Origin of the sequence: Nostoc sp. NMS7, assembly GCF_017115085.1 — a bacterium.
Taxonomy (GTDB): domain Bacteria; phylum Cyanobacteriota; class Cyanobacteriia; order Cyanobacteriales; family Nostocaceae; genus Nostoc.
Map to the genome: position 1 here is coordinate 15,719 of NZ_JABXKJ010000192.1, position 13,772 is coordinate 29,490.

General features: G+C 43.5%; 17 protein-coding genes and 1 pseudogene. 12 read left to right on the forward strand and 6 right to left on the reverse strand.

Translation table 11 applies throughout. The features are described from left to right. Positions 1-26 precede the first annotated feature (26 nt). The 9 genes from HWQ38_RS21525 (at position 27) to HWQ38_RS21565 (ending at position 7,628) form a co-directional block, all read left to right on the forward strand. Positions 27-893: a hypothetical protein gene (locus tag HWQ38_RS21525; protein WP_292797551.1), complete on the forward strand. Its 867-nt coding sequence runs from the start codon at positions 27-29 to the stop codon at positions 891-893. A gap of 111 nt (positions 894-1,004) precedes the next feature. Next, the gene (locus tag HWQ38_RS21530) at positions 1,005-1,463 is read left to right on the forward strand and encodes a DUF1392 domain-containing protein (RefSeq protein ID WP_292797553.1); all 459 of its coding nucleotides are present in this window, start codon (positions 1,005-1,007) and stop codon (positions 1,461-1,463) included. 43 nt (positions 1,464-1,506) lie between these two features. Further along, on the forward strand, positions 1,507-2,400 hold the full coding sequence (locus HWQ38_RS21535; protein ID WP_292797555.1) for a hypothetical protein: 894 nt from the start codon (positions 1,507-1,509) through the stop codon (positions 2,398-2,400). A 102-nt stretch (positions 2,401-2,502) separates the two neighbouring features. After that, on the forward strand, positions 2,503-2,775 hold the full coding sequence (locus tag HWQ38_RS21540; protein WP_292797558.1) for a hypothetical protein: 273 nt from the start codon (positions 2,503-2,505) through the stop codon (positions 2,773-2,775). A 49-nt stretch (positions 2,776-2,824) separates the two neighbouring features. Beyond that, the gene (locus HWQ38_RS21545; protein WP_292797561.1) at positions 2,825-3,208 is read left to right on the forward strand and encodes a hypothetical protein; all 384 of its coding nucleotides are present in this window, start codon (positions 2,825-2,827) and stop codon (positions 3,206-3,208) included. A gap of 93 nt (positions 3,209-3,301) precedes the next feature. Continuing rightward, positions 3,302-3,889, forward strand: coding sequence for an MT-A70 family methyltransferase (locus tag HWQ38_RS21550; protein ID WP_292797563.1), 588 nt, complete (start codon positions 3,302-3,304; stop codon positions 3,887-3,889). Between the two features lie 25 nt (positions 3,890-3,914). Next, a complete protein-coding gene (locus HWQ38_RS21555; protein WP_292797565.1) occupies positions 3,915-4,715 on the forward strand; it encodes a DUF5131 family protein in 801 nt (266 codons plus the stop codon). Positions 4,716-4,827: 112 nt separating this feature from the next. Continuing rightward, positions 4,828-6,276 carry a hypothetical protein gene (locus HWQ38_RS21560; RefSeq protein ID WP_292797567.1) on the forward strand — a complete coding sequence of 483 codons (1,449 nt, stop codon included), beginning with the start codon at positions 4,828-4,830 and terminating at the stop codon, positions 6,274-6,276. Between the two features lie 2 nt (positions 6,277-6,278). Further along, positions 6,279-7,628 carry a DnaB-like helicase C-terminal domain-containing protein gene (locus tag HWQ38_RS21565; protein WP_292797569.1) on the forward strand — a complete coding sequence of 450 codons (1,350 nt, stop codon included), beginning with the start codon at positions 6,279-6,281 and terminating at the stop codon, positions 7,626-7,628. A gap of 15 nt (positions 7,629-7,643) precedes the next feature. On the opposite strand, the gene HWQ38_RS21570 is transcribed toward HWQ38_RS21565, so the two are convergent. After that, positions 7,644-7,964 carry a hypothetical protein gene (locus HWQ38_RS21570; protein ID WP_265276807.1) on the reverse strand — a complete coding sequence of 107 codons (321 nt, stop codon included), beginning with the start codon at positions 7,962-7,964 and terminating at the stop codon, positions 7,644-7,646. A gap of 67 nt (positions 7,965-8,031) precedes the next feature. Between HWQ38_RS21570 and HWQ38_RS21575 the strand changes: the two genes are divergently transcribed. Both HWQ38_RS21575 and HWQ38_RS21580 read left to right on the forward strand, forming a co-directional pair. Next, complete coding sequence (locus HWQ38_RS21575; protein WP_292797573.1) at positions 8,032-8,424, forward strand: ASCH domain-containing protein; 393 nt, start codon at positions 8,032-8,034, stop codon at positions 8,422-8,424. Further along, positions 8,421-9,893, forward strand: coding sequence for a DNA cytosine methyltransferase (locus HWQ38_RS21580; RefSeq protein WP_292797576.1), 1,473 nt, complete (start codon positions 8,421-8,423; stop codon positions 9,891-9,893). The genes HWQ38_RS21575 and HWQ38_RS21580 overlap by 4 nt, the downstream gene beginning before the upstream one ends. Before the next feature lie 8 nt (positions 9,894-9,901). Here the strand turns inward: HWQ38_RS21580 and HWQ38_RS21585 are convergent, their stop codons facing one another. Next, positions 9,902-10,069 (reverse strand): hypothetical protein, encoded by a 168-nt coding sequence (locus HWQ38_RS21585; protein WP_292797579.1) that lies wholly within the window; start codon positions 10,067-10,069, stop codon positions 9,902-9,904. Between the two features lie 84 nt (positions 10,070-10,153). Between HWQ38_RS21585 and HWQ38_RS21590 the strand changes: the two are divergent. Next, positions 10,154-10,309 (forward strand): annotated as a pseudogene (locus tag HWQ38_RS21590) (ATP-binding protein); the annotation flags it as partial. 42 nt (positions 10,310-10,351) lie between these two features. On the opposite strand, the gene HWQ38_RS21595 reads toward HWQ38_RS21590, so the two are convergent. From HWQ38_RS21595 to HWQ38_RS21610, 4 genes are all read right to left on the reverse strand, one after another. Next, entirely contained in the window at positions 10,352-11,038 is a 687-nt protein-coding gene (locus HWQ38_RS21595; protein ID WP_292797581.1) for an S-layer homology domain-containing protein, read from the reverse strand. Positions 11,039-11,108: 70 nt separating this feature from the next. After that, positions 11,109-11,264 carry a hypothetical protein gene (locus HWQ38_RS21600; RefSeq protein ID WP_292797583.1) on the reverse strand — a complete coding sequence of 52 codons (156 nt, stop codon included), beginning with the start codon at positions 11,262-11,264 and terminating at the stop codon, positions 11,109-11,111. Positions 11,265-11,587: 323 nt separating this feature from the next. Beyond that, positions 11,588-12,223: a hypothetical protein gene (locus HWQ38_RS21605; RefSeq protein ID WP_292797586.1), complete on the reverse strand. Its 636-nt coding sequence runs from the start codon at positions 12,221-12,223 to the stop codon at positions 11,588-11,590. A gap of 569 nt (positions 12,224-12,792) precedes the next feature. Then, complete coding sequence (locus HWQ38_RS21610) at positions 12,793-13,509, reverse strand: DUF2786 domain-containing protein (RefSeq protein ID WP_292797589.1); 717 nt, start codon at positions 13,507-13,509, stop codon at positions 12,793-12,795. Positions 13,510-13,772: the final 263 nt, after the last annotated feature.

Below are 13,772 nucleotides of genomic sequence, written 5' to 3' on the forward strand. Positions count from 1 at the left end.
TTGACCCTTTTACAGGAAATCTTATTATGACCCATCCAACCTACACACAGCAAGCCCTTTGCCGCTATACCCTACCCCGTCTCAAAAGAATCGCTGCCGAACGTGGTGTTACACCCACCGGGGACAAAAGAGCGGCTGACACCTGGGTAAACGCAATCATCGCCCACCAATCCACCAAGCTTCAGAAAGTTGACAACCAAGCCCTCGCTCAAGCCGAACTCGACAATTACATCGCAACCCAAGCCCAAGCTGTAGCCCCCGAACCCCTCAGAATAGTCGAAATCTCGTTTGACCATCACGAATATTACGCTGGTGATGAACTGATAGCCAGCATCAGCCATGACGATAACCACTTAACGCAACGCTGGGTAGTCATGGTCAACGGTAAAGAAGTATTTCGTGCCAACACTCTAATGCGTTGCGATCGCTTCATCTGCACTCACTATAAAGATGGCACACTGCCAGTCCAAGAAGCAGGGGGGCAGGGGGCAGGGGGCAGAGGAGAAAGACTCTCTCCCATGCACCCCGCACCCTGCTCCTTGTCCTCTTCTACTACTGAAAACCAAATCATGGCGCATATCTTCAACGAGTGCCAGAATTACGGGTTTGAAATTCTCGATGATGGCATTTACAACAACAAGGGCGTGAAACTGGGGCAAGTCGGATGCACTAACGGGAACTGGTGGGTGAAGAGGCGTTATTCAGTCCAGCAGCAGTATTCTAACTCGGTGCTTGATGCTGTGCTATCGCTGTCGATAGTGGATACGTCACTGGCTGAACCAGTTCACAAATACTTGCAACACCGACCCTTGGAACAACTGAGTTCTAATGAATTACAGCAGCTTTTCAACCATGAAGTGGGATCGCAACTTCAAGAATTAGTCACAGTGTAAAGCCTCATGTGGGCAGCAGTGAAATTGCTGCTCACTTTGAGGTATTTTTTGGGCGTTATTCTCCAAACATTGCCGAAGATTTTTAGGTTATTAATCCCAGGGAAGAAAAGCATGATTGACCATATTAATGCACTCAAAACAAGTTGGTATCTCTCTCCTCCTTGGCGTGGAACAATTCCACCCGTTGAGGTGAATTTACTGGAGAGAGTATATCTACGAACCACGAGAACATTCGGCTACTGTTGCGGTATGCAATGGAAGCATGAGTGCTGGATTTATTCAATTGATTGCCGTAATGAAATACTCCACGCCACACAAAACCAAATCATTGGGACTGGAAAATTAGAAGCCATCAAGATGCAAAAACCTGCTTTTATTTTGGGCGAAAGAGTGATCCTCTGTTCTCACGATAAAGGAACAAAACAACGGCTGATTTTGGGGATTGCTCTGGTGAATAACTCTTGGTTTTACCTTGTTGAATTGGTGTCGCCAACCTTAACTCAATCACGGACTATATCGAATCGTTTCTCGCTGGTTGGTGAAAAAAGTTTAGTGCGCGTAAATGTCTAATTCTCTCTAATCAACAACGAAAAATTATTACCTAACTAAAGTTATGTCACAAATCGAAGTAGCCCAAATCATCGACCAGATAAAGCAAGAAATCACTGTTGATGCTTCGGGACGCGGTAAAGCTAGTATTCGAGCTACAGCAAGACTCGCCAATATCGATGCTACTGGATTAGTCAGAAGTCTCAAAACTGCTGTAGACAATTCTCGGTCTAAACTGGTTGAAAAGATTATCCGTAAAGGGTTTGAAGCCGTAGAGATTTTAGGATGGTCGCAGTCTGGTATCCCTGACGTAGCAGTTGCCGCCATACTTCACTATTACGGCTACGAAGCAGGGAAAAGATGCAGCGAACAAGCAAGATTAGCCTGTGAAGCTTTTGAAAGTATCGGTGTTCGTGCCTGGATGCAAGACATTATGGGCTGGACAAAACCTGCTACCCAACCACAAGAACAATCTTCCACACCAGCCCTCCCCCCAGTTGAACAGCGATTGCATACTCTTGTCTTGGCAATGAAGACTTTAGCTGAGTTAACTGGTGGCAGACTCAACCCCTACACCGAACAGCAATTTAAAGACTATGCCGGGAACCTTTTGGCTGAACATAACAGAAAATTGCTAACCGCCACAGAAGAGCGCTGGCTTGGCGTGGTCAACTTTGCAGAGAACGAACTGGGTAAAAAAGTCCCCCTGAGCGGCGCTCACTATCGGGGACACTTGGGTACATGGGTGAGAACATTTTACCCACAGTTAGGCGATCGCCAAGAAACGCGATTGGTTAACGGTGTGCAACAGCCCATTTATGTCTACGCTTGTCACGAGCCGGCTGTTGCGGCTGGGTTGACCAAAGCTATAGAAGAGTTCTTTGCTCATCCCAGCCCTGGTGCAGCACTAAGGCAGGCGGGTGCTTTCGCTAGCAAGAAAGCTGTAGTTACTGCTTGATGGTCATCGGTCATCGGTCATTGGTCAAGCACAGCGATCGGCCAGTAATCAAGAATTAAGACTTTTACAACAAAGGTAAATTTTACCTTGAGGGGAAAAGATATGGAACTCGGCTACTTCCAGAAAGATGTACTCATTGAAAAACTAGCTAAGAAATTCTACGCGATTCAAGGCTATGTAGTCCCTGAATCATATCGAATGCAATCAGCTACACATCCAGCAGAAAGAGCTTGTGTGGCTATGGCTATTTTCGCAGTCGAAGAATTTGAATCCATCAAAGATGAATGTTCAGATGAGGATGATGACGAATATGAAACCGATTGTTTATTCTCTGAAGAACGTTTGTTGCCAAAGGTTCAATCGAAGCACGATTAATACACCTTCCTAAATATTTTCTTACAAATTACAAGATGATTAAACGGATATGAAAGCCATAGTCACAGTAGTTGAAAAAATCTCCTCTGAAGCTCACATTGATATTCCTGAAGGTTTAGCAGAATCAGGTATTAAACAGCACGTTGTAGACCATTACAACAGTGGTGAAATGCTTCCTTTACTGAATATTTTCCACGTTGATTTTGAATCTATGAGCGTTCACATTGGTAAAAAACTCCAAATCACTTGGCAACCTGGAAAATCTTGGAGTTCAAAGCGTCCCTATTACTTTTGCAAACTTGGAAGATTTACTTTGACTCTGTTAACTGATACAGAGCAAAACTTAACTCGTACAGAAGTTTACTTTGGGCATCACAAGCAACTTATTTATACGTCAAAAAAAGACATATCCAAAGAATTGGCAACAGTTTAACTCCAAAATTTCTTAAGTGGATTAGCTGTTGAACTTCAGACTTTAAGCCACATTGAATTTCCAGAACAAGTTTGAAAATAACAGGAGTTAAACATGAGACTAACAACATTAGAAGGTCAATACCAGTGCATCGTGATTGACCCTCCCTGGTTCTATCGGCTGAGAAATCAGGATAAAACTCACCGAAACCGCATTAACTACAAGCCAATGCACATAGAAGAAATATTGTCATTGCCTGTTCCAGACTTAAGCGATTGCACGGGGTCAGTTCTTTGGCTTTGGTTCACCAACAATCACATGATTGAAGCCGCACACTGCTTAGAAACATGGGGTTTTAGCTTGAAAACTATTCTTACCTGGGAAAAAGTTACTAAGAGCGGTACAACCCATCTGGGTACTGGTCACTGGCTACGTAACGCAACTGAACATTGTGCTTTAGCTGTACGAGGTAATGTCAGGGCGTTTGCTGGACGTTCGCTCACTAATGAATCATCACTAATCCATGCACGACGACGTGAACATTCCCGTAAACCAGATGAATTTTTTGAACTAGTAGATAAACTCTGCCCAGACATGACGAAGTTAGAAATGTTCGCTCGTTCTTCTCGTGATGGTTGGGATTGTTGGGGGGATGAAGTCCAAAAGTTTGATAGTGAAACGAATGTTTCTTTGAGTGCATGAAAATAGCATTATATAAAGGGTAATTATGTCAACAAACATAGAATGGACTGACCAAACAGAAAATATCATCCGTGCTAAAGGAGGCGGTTGGTGGTGTCATAAGAAAAGCGAGGGTTGTGCAAACTGTTATGCAGAGAAATTAAATAAAAACTCTTTCTTTGGCGGAAACAAGCAACCCTACTCTGGGCAACCACCAGAGCTAGTGTTAGATACTGAAGCTATTCGGAAATGGGGATTCCAAAGGAAATCTAAGAAGCATTTCGTTTCTTCAATGACTGATGTTTTCGGTGAGTGGGTTCCGCGTTTTTGGCAACATGAAATGCTGGACGGAATGTTCGTTGCACCCAATCAAATATTTCAGATTCTCACTAAACGCCCAGAAATCATGCTGTCATCTATGGATGAATGGCTTTCTTGTCATGGACTAGACAAATTGCCTTCAAATATTTGGGTTGGCACTTCTATTGAAAATCGCCGTACTTTAGAAGAACGTAGTCAATTTCTTGCTCAAATTCCGGCTTTAATCCGGTTCTGGTCAGTTGAACCATTGCTAGAAGATTTGGGCGATATCACTCAATACTTGAATGACGTTCAGTTAGTAATCGTTGGTGGTGAATCTGGGCCAAATTCCAGACCATGCCACATTGAATGGATTAATTCAATTGTCCAACAATGCCAGTCAGCCAAAACACCCGTATTTGTGAAGCAGTTGGAGGCGAATGCAATATTTGGGGGGCAGCCATTCAAAACCCGCAACAAGAAAGGGGGAGACATTGAAGAGTTTCCCGAACATTTGCAAGTTAGACAATTTCCCTTTGATGCGTGAATAAAGCAAAACCCCCACACTGTTTTTCACAGGCGGGGGAAGAAAAAGTTTTTTGTAGGGTTCTAACGATGAGTTTAACAAAAAAAATAAACATTGCTGGAGGGTTTAAAAGATGACTACCGACAGCTTTAGCGATAACAGAAGAAAACGCCATATTTATATGGATAGTAAGCTTGACGATTTGCCATTAACAATGGAGGCATATCGTGTTTACTGTCATTTGTGTCGTCGAGCCGGTTGTGATAACAATGCTTTCCCTTCCTACAAATCCATTGGTGAGTTCTGCTTTCGGGGGTCTTTTCCAAATTCACCAATTGACACTTTACGGCGAAAAGCGATCGCAGCAGTAAATGAACTTATCTGTTGGAATTTGATCACAAAAACTAGCAGAGAGAATAACGGGCTACAAACATCAAATCATTACAGTCTTACGGACATGGAAGACTGGTTCCCTAATCCATTAAAACCGTCTTCCTTAATCAGAGGAAAGAAAGATTTAGGTGGTGTTGGGGGGACACTAGGGGGAGTGCTGGGGGGACACCCCGGTAGTGCTGGGGGAACACCCCCGGTAGTGTTGGGGGAACACCCCGGTAGTGCTGGGGGGACACCCAAAGATTATCCAATTAAAGATTATCCAATTGAAGTCTATCCACTCAAGGACGCGCCCCTGGCTTCGCCACCCGCGCCCCCCACCCAAGAGAGTGTGCGTGAAAAAGAAGAACTTGATTTAACAACGGAAGAAATTGAACTTGAAAAACCAACCCCAGAAGAATCAACCTCAGAAGAACCAACCTCAGAAGAACCAACCCCACAACAACCCACTTCGTTGTTAAAAAATTCCGAGTCTTCGCAACAAACCGATAATCCCTCAAGAGGATCAACTATTGCGGCGGGGTCGTTCGAGAAATCCGAACAATCGAATAAGCTGCAACTAACTTGTCCCTACAAGACAGCCCGGAACGTGAAAGAACTGATTGATGCTTGGCTAACAGACCCGACTGCTATGAGTGATGATTGTGTGCCTCTGCTTGTTAGAGACTCAATCAAGTGGAATTGCTGGGTTTTACCTTGGCGCAATGGAGAGCGAAAGCTAAATAACTTGTACCAAAACTTCAACCCGGTAGTCGTGGACTTCCTGGCACAAGAATTAGCCACTAAGTCGAAACGCTCCGCACGACAGGAAATAGATCATGCGATCGCAGTCATGAACACCTGGGAGAAAACCAAGGGTGGGTGGACGAACCTGATGCAGCGCTATAACCAAGCATTGCAAACAGAAAAACAGCCCCTACCTCAACAGCGCACTGCTTTGGCTCACAAAGTAAAAAATATCACTAGCAGTTCGCTCGAAGATGCTTTACGACAAGACCGAATACGCCGTCAGCAAGAGCAATCTATTCAGGTTCCATCCAATGAATATCAACACAGCCCACAAATGCTGGAGCTAAAAGCGAAACTTCAAGCCAAAGCAAATGAGCCAAAAGTTCCGAGCAACACCAGAACATCTTCCATGAATTTGCGAGAAGTTGAAGCGCAGTTAAAATTAGCACTAAGAGCCTAATTATGCACCCTAATCAAGACAACGTAGTTTCTTTCCATCCTGACAGGTCGCTTGACAACTTGCCTCCACAAAATATCGAAGCTGAAGAAGCTATTTTGGGCGGGATTATGCTCGACCCAGAAGCAATAACCAGAGTCAGCGATCGCCTAAGCGTTGAAGCCTTTTACATCAGCGCCCACTCATACATTTATCAAGCTGCAACAACGCTTCACGCTTTGTTTCAACCCACAGATTTACTAAGCGTCACCGCATGGTTGTCTGACCACAATTTGCTCAATCGCATTGGTGGCAGGAATAAGCTAGCAACTTTGGTAGACCGCACTGTGTCCGCCGTCAACATTGATGCTTTGGCTGATCTAGTGATGGAGAAATATCGACGGCGGCAGTTAATCAAAGTGGGCAATGAAATTGTCCAACTCGGTTACGAGACGCAAACTGAACTACCACTTGTCCTTGGTCAAGCTGAGGCGAAAGTTTTTACTGTAACCCAAAATCAAAGCGATGAACGCTGCAAGGTTTTCTCAGCACAAGACATGGGCATTGAACTTTTTCAAAAGCTGGAGATGGGGAATATGGCAGGCGACAAAGTTGGTTGGTACGACTTGGAAAATATCACCGGTGGCATTTATCCCAGCAGCTTAGTTGTAGTGGCTGCTGAATCCCACATGGGCAAAACCCACTTCATGATTTCTTACGCTTACGAAATCATGACCAAACTTGGAAAGCCAGTTCTGTATGTAACTCCAGAAATGGATAAGAATCAACTCAATGCCCGAATGCTAGCTCGAATCACAGGCGTGGATGCTTCTATGATTCAAACCAATACTCAGTGCTACTGGGAGCAAATAGCACAAGGCATAGGACAGATGGTGGAACTGCCTTGGAAAGTCTATGAGCATTCTTCCCCTACAACCACAATGATTGCTTCTGCTGTGCGCCGTGCCATTGCCGAATTTGATGGTTCTATTGGTGCTGTGTTTATTGATTACTTGCAGCAGATTCCTTTGGAATCCGGCGGAAACATGGCTTTTGAAGTTGGCAAGATTACCCGCCAGATTCGGGATATTGCCAAGTCTCACAAAATCCCTGTTTTCTTGGGCTGTCAAATTAATCGGGGGAATCAAACAACGGCTGATAAACGCCCCAATCGTCATCTGTTACGTAATTCTGGCGAAATCTTTGAGGTTTGTGACCAGTTAATTATGCTCTATCGCAACTCCGTGTACAGCAATGACAGCAGCGATCGCACTATTAAGTTGATTGTTGAGAAAAACCGCCTTTACGGTAAGCTCGGCACTGCGACCATGTTGTGCGATTTATCTACATCGAAGTTTTTGAACTTGGCGAGGTAAACGGGATGGAGTTAATTAATTTGGTGTGCTACTGCCGCCATTTCGGTCACGTAAATACTCCCAAATTCTGCGGATTTCCTCTTGAAAGACTTGGCGATCGCGTTCGGCATCACGTTGGGCAACACGTAGTCCTTCTTGATGTAAACGGGCTATCTCACTTAATTCTCTCACTGTACGCTCTAGTCGGGCGACAGTTTGTGAGTTACCCCGTGTCTCCCTTCGATTGGCATCTTGTATTGTACGGAGTAAATCTAGCTGGTCGCCCACTTCTTCTAAGCGAGTGTCAATATCATCTAGTCTGACGTTGATATCTTCTGGTTGAAGAGAAGAAGTCATGATGGGATTCACCTCTATTTACTTTCCATAATGCCACAAAGATCATTTCCCCAACTTTTTAGAACCCATGAAAGCGTTATCCGTTCGTCAGCCTTGGGCATGGGCAATTATTTATGCTCTCAAAAATATTGAAAACCGTGGCTGGCCCATTCATTATCGCGGCGACATTCTGATTCACGCTGCAAAAACCTGTACCAAGAAAGAGTATCAGCTAGCGAGAGAATTTTGCCAAGGGATGGGTGTAGTAATCCCAGAATTAATCTCTCTACGTCGTGGACAAGTCATCGGTATTGTCACAATAGTTGATTGCAAGTTTTCACAAGTTGCATCTGGCTGGGGGATGCCTGGGCAATACCATTGGAAGCTGGAGAACCCACGCGAGATTACACCAATTCCTTACATTGGGCGGTTGGGGATTTTTGAAGTGCCGGATGATTTGGTCATGGAGGTGGCTGCATGATTAAAACAGCCCGAAGTCATACGCTACTTCCAAAGCCAAAATCAGTAATAGTTGAGTTATCTCCAACACCCGAAAAATTCTTAGAGGACGACCTTGAAAGCTCACAACTTCATAGCCAAGGATGCCTCTATCCGTATCTCGAAAAGAAAAAGCTACTTGATGGCTCAATAGCTTTTTACCCACGAGTTATAGGTGAGCGTGACCCAAACAACCCCACTCTATGGCGATGGGGATACAACTGGGAAGAACGAGTTGATGGAATATGGAAAGGGCGAAGTATCGGCTCAATCCCTCCTGGCGCTGTCCCCATGATTCGGACACTACAACAACAGGGGGCAACACGAGAGAATATCATCACCTTTATCAAAAAAGCGAAAACCAAAAAGACATTGCCAAAATTGGATGTCTGCAAAAATTTTGATAACACAAAATTAAAACCAGTTATGCCAGATGATGCACCGATCGCTGTAGTACTTTTCGCGGGTGGCGGCGGGATTGAAGCGGGGATGGTGCAAGCCGGGATTCGTCCAGTCATTGCCGTGGAGTTCGACCCCACAAAACCAGACTTGAGCAGGGCGATCGCTCTCAATCATCACCGTAACTTTCATGAATATGGCTGCAAAGTCATCCAGCTAACAGTTCAAGAAGTAGCACGGTTAGGATTCATAGGTTTTAAGAGCCGCCCCGATTACCTCCATGCCTCCCCGGTGTGCGCCAACTTCAGTCAAGCCCACACAGCCAAAGCGGGTAAGGGTGGGGAAACTACAGATGATCTGACGGCTGCGATCGCAGTAGCAGAAGCCATCCGGCAGTTGCAGCCACGGGTATTCACTCTCGAAAATGTTCCACGCTATCAGAAAAGTCAGAGTTTTAGTATCATCCTGGATGCTTTGGAGCAAGAGGGATACTCGGTCAATTACAGCGTGGTCAACATGGCTGACTTTGGGTTGCCCCAGGCGCGGCGGCGGTTAGTCCTGATTGCAAGTAGGGGTTTTCACGTTGCCTTACCTTCGGGAGCTACACCTTGTGGTTGGTACGAGGCGATAGTCCATCTCATCCCCACAATGCCTGATTCACAGCTTCTACCTAAACAGCAACAAGCTTTAGAGAAATTTTTAGCCGGGAATGCGCCAACACCACTTTTGATTGAACGGGTTGGAGGACGCAAGTTACCTAAGTACAAGCCAGGGCCGCACCCCGCTAATACCATTCTGCGATGCCTGCGGCGGGCTGCGCCTACGCATTTCACCGACCACAAAGGTTGCAACCGTAGTAAGTTCGCTGATATCTGGTTGCCAGATGGTACGGTTAAGTCTTTGTCTATTGCGGGAGCGGCGAAGTTACAAGGGTTTCCCGATTGGTACGAATTTTCCAGTGAGGCGGCAACGGCGGGGTCAATTATCGGCTATTCCGTACCTCCCAGTTTTGCAACTCAATTATTCATGTCGGCACAAAGTATAGCTATGTAGGCCAATAACTAAGGCTCTATTCCTTCATCAATCCAAGCATCAATTGCTGTTTTTACGTTTAATTCAGTCACGGCAGACCATTCTTTTTCGTTGATAGTTGTTTTAAATACCGCTCTTTTACCGTGACCAACTTTTTCCATTGAGTGTCCGCGATACACATTTTTAGGCTTAATCATTTTTCTTAATCATCTTTATAGAATATTATAAACTGTCGCTCAATAAGAAGAGCAGTTTGATTTTCTATGATGGCTGCTGATCGATTTAATCCCTTTTTCACAACCAAGGCTGTTGGACAAGGTACAGGGATGGGATTGGCTATTAGTTACCAAATTATCACACAAAAACATGGCGGTTCTTTAGAATGCATTTCCCAACCAGGAGTTGGTGCTGAGTTTATTATTCGTATTCCCCTTTAGCAACTTGTGTCAAACTCAGTACATTAAAAGGGATAGCAATGTTTAAATTTTAATCTTTATGGTTTTGGTTTTTGTTTCAACACCCCTAAGACAGTTGAGCAACCGTAATGTAGCTGCTGCGGCATAATTACGCCGTGTTCCAAGATTAGGAGAAAAGGCATTTCCAGTTTCGTTGACGGGAGTTGCAACACCGCAGTAGACAGACATTTCTGTAATTGTTTTTTTCGCCCAATGATTAGATATATCACTGAACGCTATTGGCTGCTGCTTATTTACCATACCTGAAATTCCTCCACCCTCATCTGCATATTGAATGGCTTTACGCAATACCGCCATCAACTCAGCACGGGTTACTGTTTGAGTAGGCCGAAAAGTGCCATCAGAATAGCCTTGCATAATCCCGTTAAGTTTTGCCCACTCAATCATTGCAGCACTCCAACGGGTTGCGTTTACATCCCGAAAAGGCTTGTTGGTCACTTTCAATAAGTTTCCTGCTGCTGGTGGTGGGTCGTGTGGCACAATTGCACTACTGACAGGTAACTTACTGAGCATATTTATTACCATCGATATCATCTGTTCCCGTGTTAACTCTAACGTGGGACGAAAGGTATTATTAGAAGTGAAGCCTGCAATAAGACCTTTCTGAACAGCCTCTTGAATCTCTTGGGCATAAACATCAGCGTTTACATCGGTAAAGCTTGGGACTTCAGCACCTACTGGTTTAGTCATGAAAGCGCATAACAACATAATAGCAGTACTACTTGCTACCGTTTTGGCAGTTAGTGAACCCAAAAAGAAATTAAAACTTGATTTGAGCAAAGGTTTCATAATGAATTGAATGCAGCTTTAGTAACTTAGTAACTTTTGCTCCCCACTCCAGTGTTTCTCCACGCTTTACTGCTTTCTCAAGCAGTCCAGGAATCCAACGTTGCCAAATCTGCTGAATCTTTGCCATTGCTTAAATGCCTGTGCTAGGAATTTTACTGGGGATCAGGGTTTATGCTTGCTACATTTGAGGTTAACGCTTTTACGGACTCTGCGCGCAATCTGACTGCTTGTGGCGAGGAAACAACGCACTGCACGAGAATTACAATTGCTGACAATGCTTACAAACTCTCTTGAAGCTACTTGTGCAATAAAAAACTGTCCGCCTTGTAGAACCAGAGCAGTTTTAAGTATTGGAGGGCAGTTCTCACAAGGGCAATTTAAGGGGCGATGTCATACCAAAAAGCCGAAGACGCGTCTACTCTTTTGCAAAGAGAGTACTTTTCAAAGGTATTATCTTTGGGCAAAGCTTTTTTTCTCTAAACTTTTTATCCTCATTGCAATCATCGCCACATATATTAGATCAAAAACAAAAATTGCTGTATACAAAAATATAAATAAAAGTGACCTACCTTGTGTTGGATGATTAATATAAAACCCAATGGAAGCCAGGAAAGTTCCTATCATTTTGAAGATAGCAATAAATATTGATTGACCTCGGACAGTATTACGTCTGGTCAACATATCAATAAAGAGAATGGACATGAGAAGATTTTGCCCAAAAGCTGTATACGCACCGCTCCAATCTTGAAATTCATCTGTGATTAACAGGACACAGCAAAAGCTAGTAAATAAAGTTAATATAAACACTGGATAAAACAATTTATTTGGTATATGCTTCAACTCAGATTGCCCAAACTTGAAAAATTCATACAGGATAATTAAATCAAGCATCAACCACACAAAATTGATTTGAATTTGTGGTGGCTGATGAGGATGAATAAAAGAAAATATAAATTCCCATGAAAGATTGGCACACAACGCAACCAACGGCATTCCATACATTTGATCTTTAAAGCCGCGTTGAATCAGCAAAATATAAGTCAGTATCCAAAATGCTCCACTGCCAAGCATTAAATAAGTTCCCATAAATCATTACCTCCTTTATGCTTTATAAAAATCAAAATTATTACGGGCTGTAATGCAATTATTCCTCTTATACAAAGTAAATAATGCACTACACGCTTAATACAAAGTTACTGAGCATGGTGTAAACTCTAGTTACCCGCCTGTGCAATGAAAAACTGCCCGAAGACATGAAGTCCAAGGCAGCACTTGAAAAGGGAAATAAAATAGGGGACTTTTAAGCGTTGTCCCTTGGTTTATACATAATTCGTTTGGTATGTAATATTCTTCTTCTTTTGTTTTGTACTTTATGCAAAAAGAACGAAAAATCTTGAAACTGCCGTCACACAAGAGTTAAGTGCTAGCATCAACACCATCCCTTCGGTAAGCAAGTCAGATGCGTGTAGACTATTGGTTTAGATTTGCCACTGAAGCGGTATACAATCATCACCCCTTCAACTCCACACAGGGGCGATCTGCGCTCTCACCCAACCGCGATTGCAATTCATACAGTGATCGCATGAAGCACTGCATGGGGTCAATCACTCCAAAATCTACTTTCATCACTGCTGCTATCTCCTGATACGTCTTAATTAACCTGGCAGATAGTGCTGTTGACTGCTACTAACTTGGCGATTAAGAGAGACAGAATCAGCCGCAGATATACCAGAGAAATATCCGTCTTTTGAACCACACGATGGTAACGCCATTTGTTTAACTTTCACATTATTTAGATATGCTTCTAACTCAGATTCTAGTTTTTCATAGAGCGCTTGCACGATAATGGCGGGTACTGCAACTGATTCAGTAGTTCCAGCAATCCCTTGATTTTTCTGTTGATCACGATTCTCAAGAATCCTACTTACAAGTCTATTAGCAGCACCTAACTTAAAAGCATTTCTAAAAGTGCGATTGCCTACGGCAAGATTTGCTAGTCGTTCAATGGTTTGTTCAAGATACTCAAACTGAATCCGAGTAGAGACGATATTCACTTTTCGCCCTAAGATAATCATTTTAGACCCGCTATGGTAGTGTCTAGTGATCGCACAGCAGTAATTCCCCCAACAAACACCACTTAGTAAAATAAATTTCCATGAGGTCATGCGTTTGAACTGGCGAATGACTTCTTCTTCTAGTGGTTGAGGTGTCCAATCTTGGAGTGAGGCGATCGATAAATTGTGCCGGGTTAGCATTTCTTGGGCTTTAGCTGCGGCGGCGCTTGCCTCTCCCTCGTTGGGAGATTGGCTAAGTGCGAATAGTTTTCTAATTTTGTCAGCGATTTTTTCTAGTTCTAACACCTGTGTCTGCATTCGTATCACTCAAGCAAGTTTTGAAGGAAACATCTTTTTTAATATACTTGTGTAAAATGAAAAATGTAGCTAATTTTTATTCATACATAGCAAGCTTTGTAGCAATTATTACTGCTAAAAACGGATATTCGTGATGAAGCCATGATTACTGAAAATGATGATTCAGTCGATGCAGTGAATGAACTAGTGAGAAAAATCTCTATTAAAGGGGAGCAACGCGATTTTGTGATGTCAGACTTGAAACGAGCGATCGCTAAAATATA

Bases quoted from the DNA above. Each gene is read 5' to 3' on its own strand.
- HWQ38_RS21525 (WP_292797551.1), top strand. From the start codon at position 27: ATGACCCATCCAACCTACACACAGCAAGCCCTTTGCCGCTATACCCTA.
- HWQ38_RS21530 (WP_292797553.1), top strand. From the start codon at position 1,005: ATGATTGACCATATTAATGCACTCAAAACAAGTTGGTATCTCTCTCCT.
- HWQ38_RS21535 (WP_292797555.1), top strand. From the start codon at position 1,507: ATGTCACAAATCGAAGTAGCCCAAATCATCGACCAGATAAAGCAAGAA.
- HWQ38_RS21540 (WP_292797558.1), top strand. From the start codon at position 2,503: ATGGAACTCGGCTACTTCCAGAAAGATGTACTCATTGAAAAACTAGCT.
- HWQ38_RS21545 (WP_292797561.1), top strand. From the start codon at position 2,825: ATGAAAGCCATAGTCACAGTAGTTGAAAAAATCTCCTCTGAAGCTCAC.
- HWQ38_RS21550 (WP_292797563.1), top strand. From the start codon at position 3,302: ATGAGACTAACAACATTAGAAGGTCAATACCAGTGCATCGTGATTGAC.
- HWQ38_RS21555 (WP_292797565.1), top strand. From the start codon at position 3,915: ATGTCAACAAACATAGAATGGACTGACCAAACAGAAAATATCATCCGT.
- HWQ38_RS21560 (WP_292797567.1), top strand. From the start codon at position 4,828: ATGACTACCGACAGCTTTAGCGATAACAGAAGAAAACGCCATATTTAT.
- HWQ38_RS21565 (WP_292797569.1), top strand. From the start codon at position 6,279: ATGCACCCTAATCAAGACAACGTAGTTTCTTTCCATCCTGACAGGTCG.
- HWQ38_RS21570 (WP_265276807.1), bottom strand. From the start codon at position 7,964: ATGACTTCTTCTCTTCAACCAGAAGATATCAACGTCAGACTAGATGAT.
- HWQ38_RS21575 (WP_292797573.1), top strand. From the start codon at position 8,032: ATGAAAGCGTTATCCGTTCGTCAGCCTTGGGCATGGGCAATTATTTAT.
- HWQ38_RS21580 (WP_292797576.1), top strand. From the start codon at position 8,421: ATGATTAAAACAGCCCGAAGTCATACGCTACTTCCAAAGCCAAAATCA.
- HWQ38_RS21585 (WP_292797579.1), bottom strand. From the start codon at position 10,069: ATGATTAAGCCTAAAAATGTGTATCGCGGACACTCAATGGAAAAAGTT.
- HWQ38_RS21595 (WP_292797581.1), bottom strand. From the start codon at position 11,038: ATGACTAAACCAGTAGGTGCTGAAGTCCCAAGCTTTACCGATGTAAAC.
- HWQ38_RS21600 (WP_292797583.1), bottom strand. From the start codon at position 11,264: ATGGCAAAGATTCAGCAGATTTGGCAACGTTGGATTCCTGGACTGCTT.
- HWQ38_RS21605 (WP_292797586.1), bottom strand. From the start codon at position 12,223: ATGGGAACTTATTTAATGCTTGGCAGTGGAGCATTTTGGATACTGACT.
- HWQ38_RS21610 (WP_292797589.1), bottom strand. From the start codon at position 13,509: ATGCAGACACAGGTGTTAGAACTAGAAAAAATCGCTGACAAAATTAGA.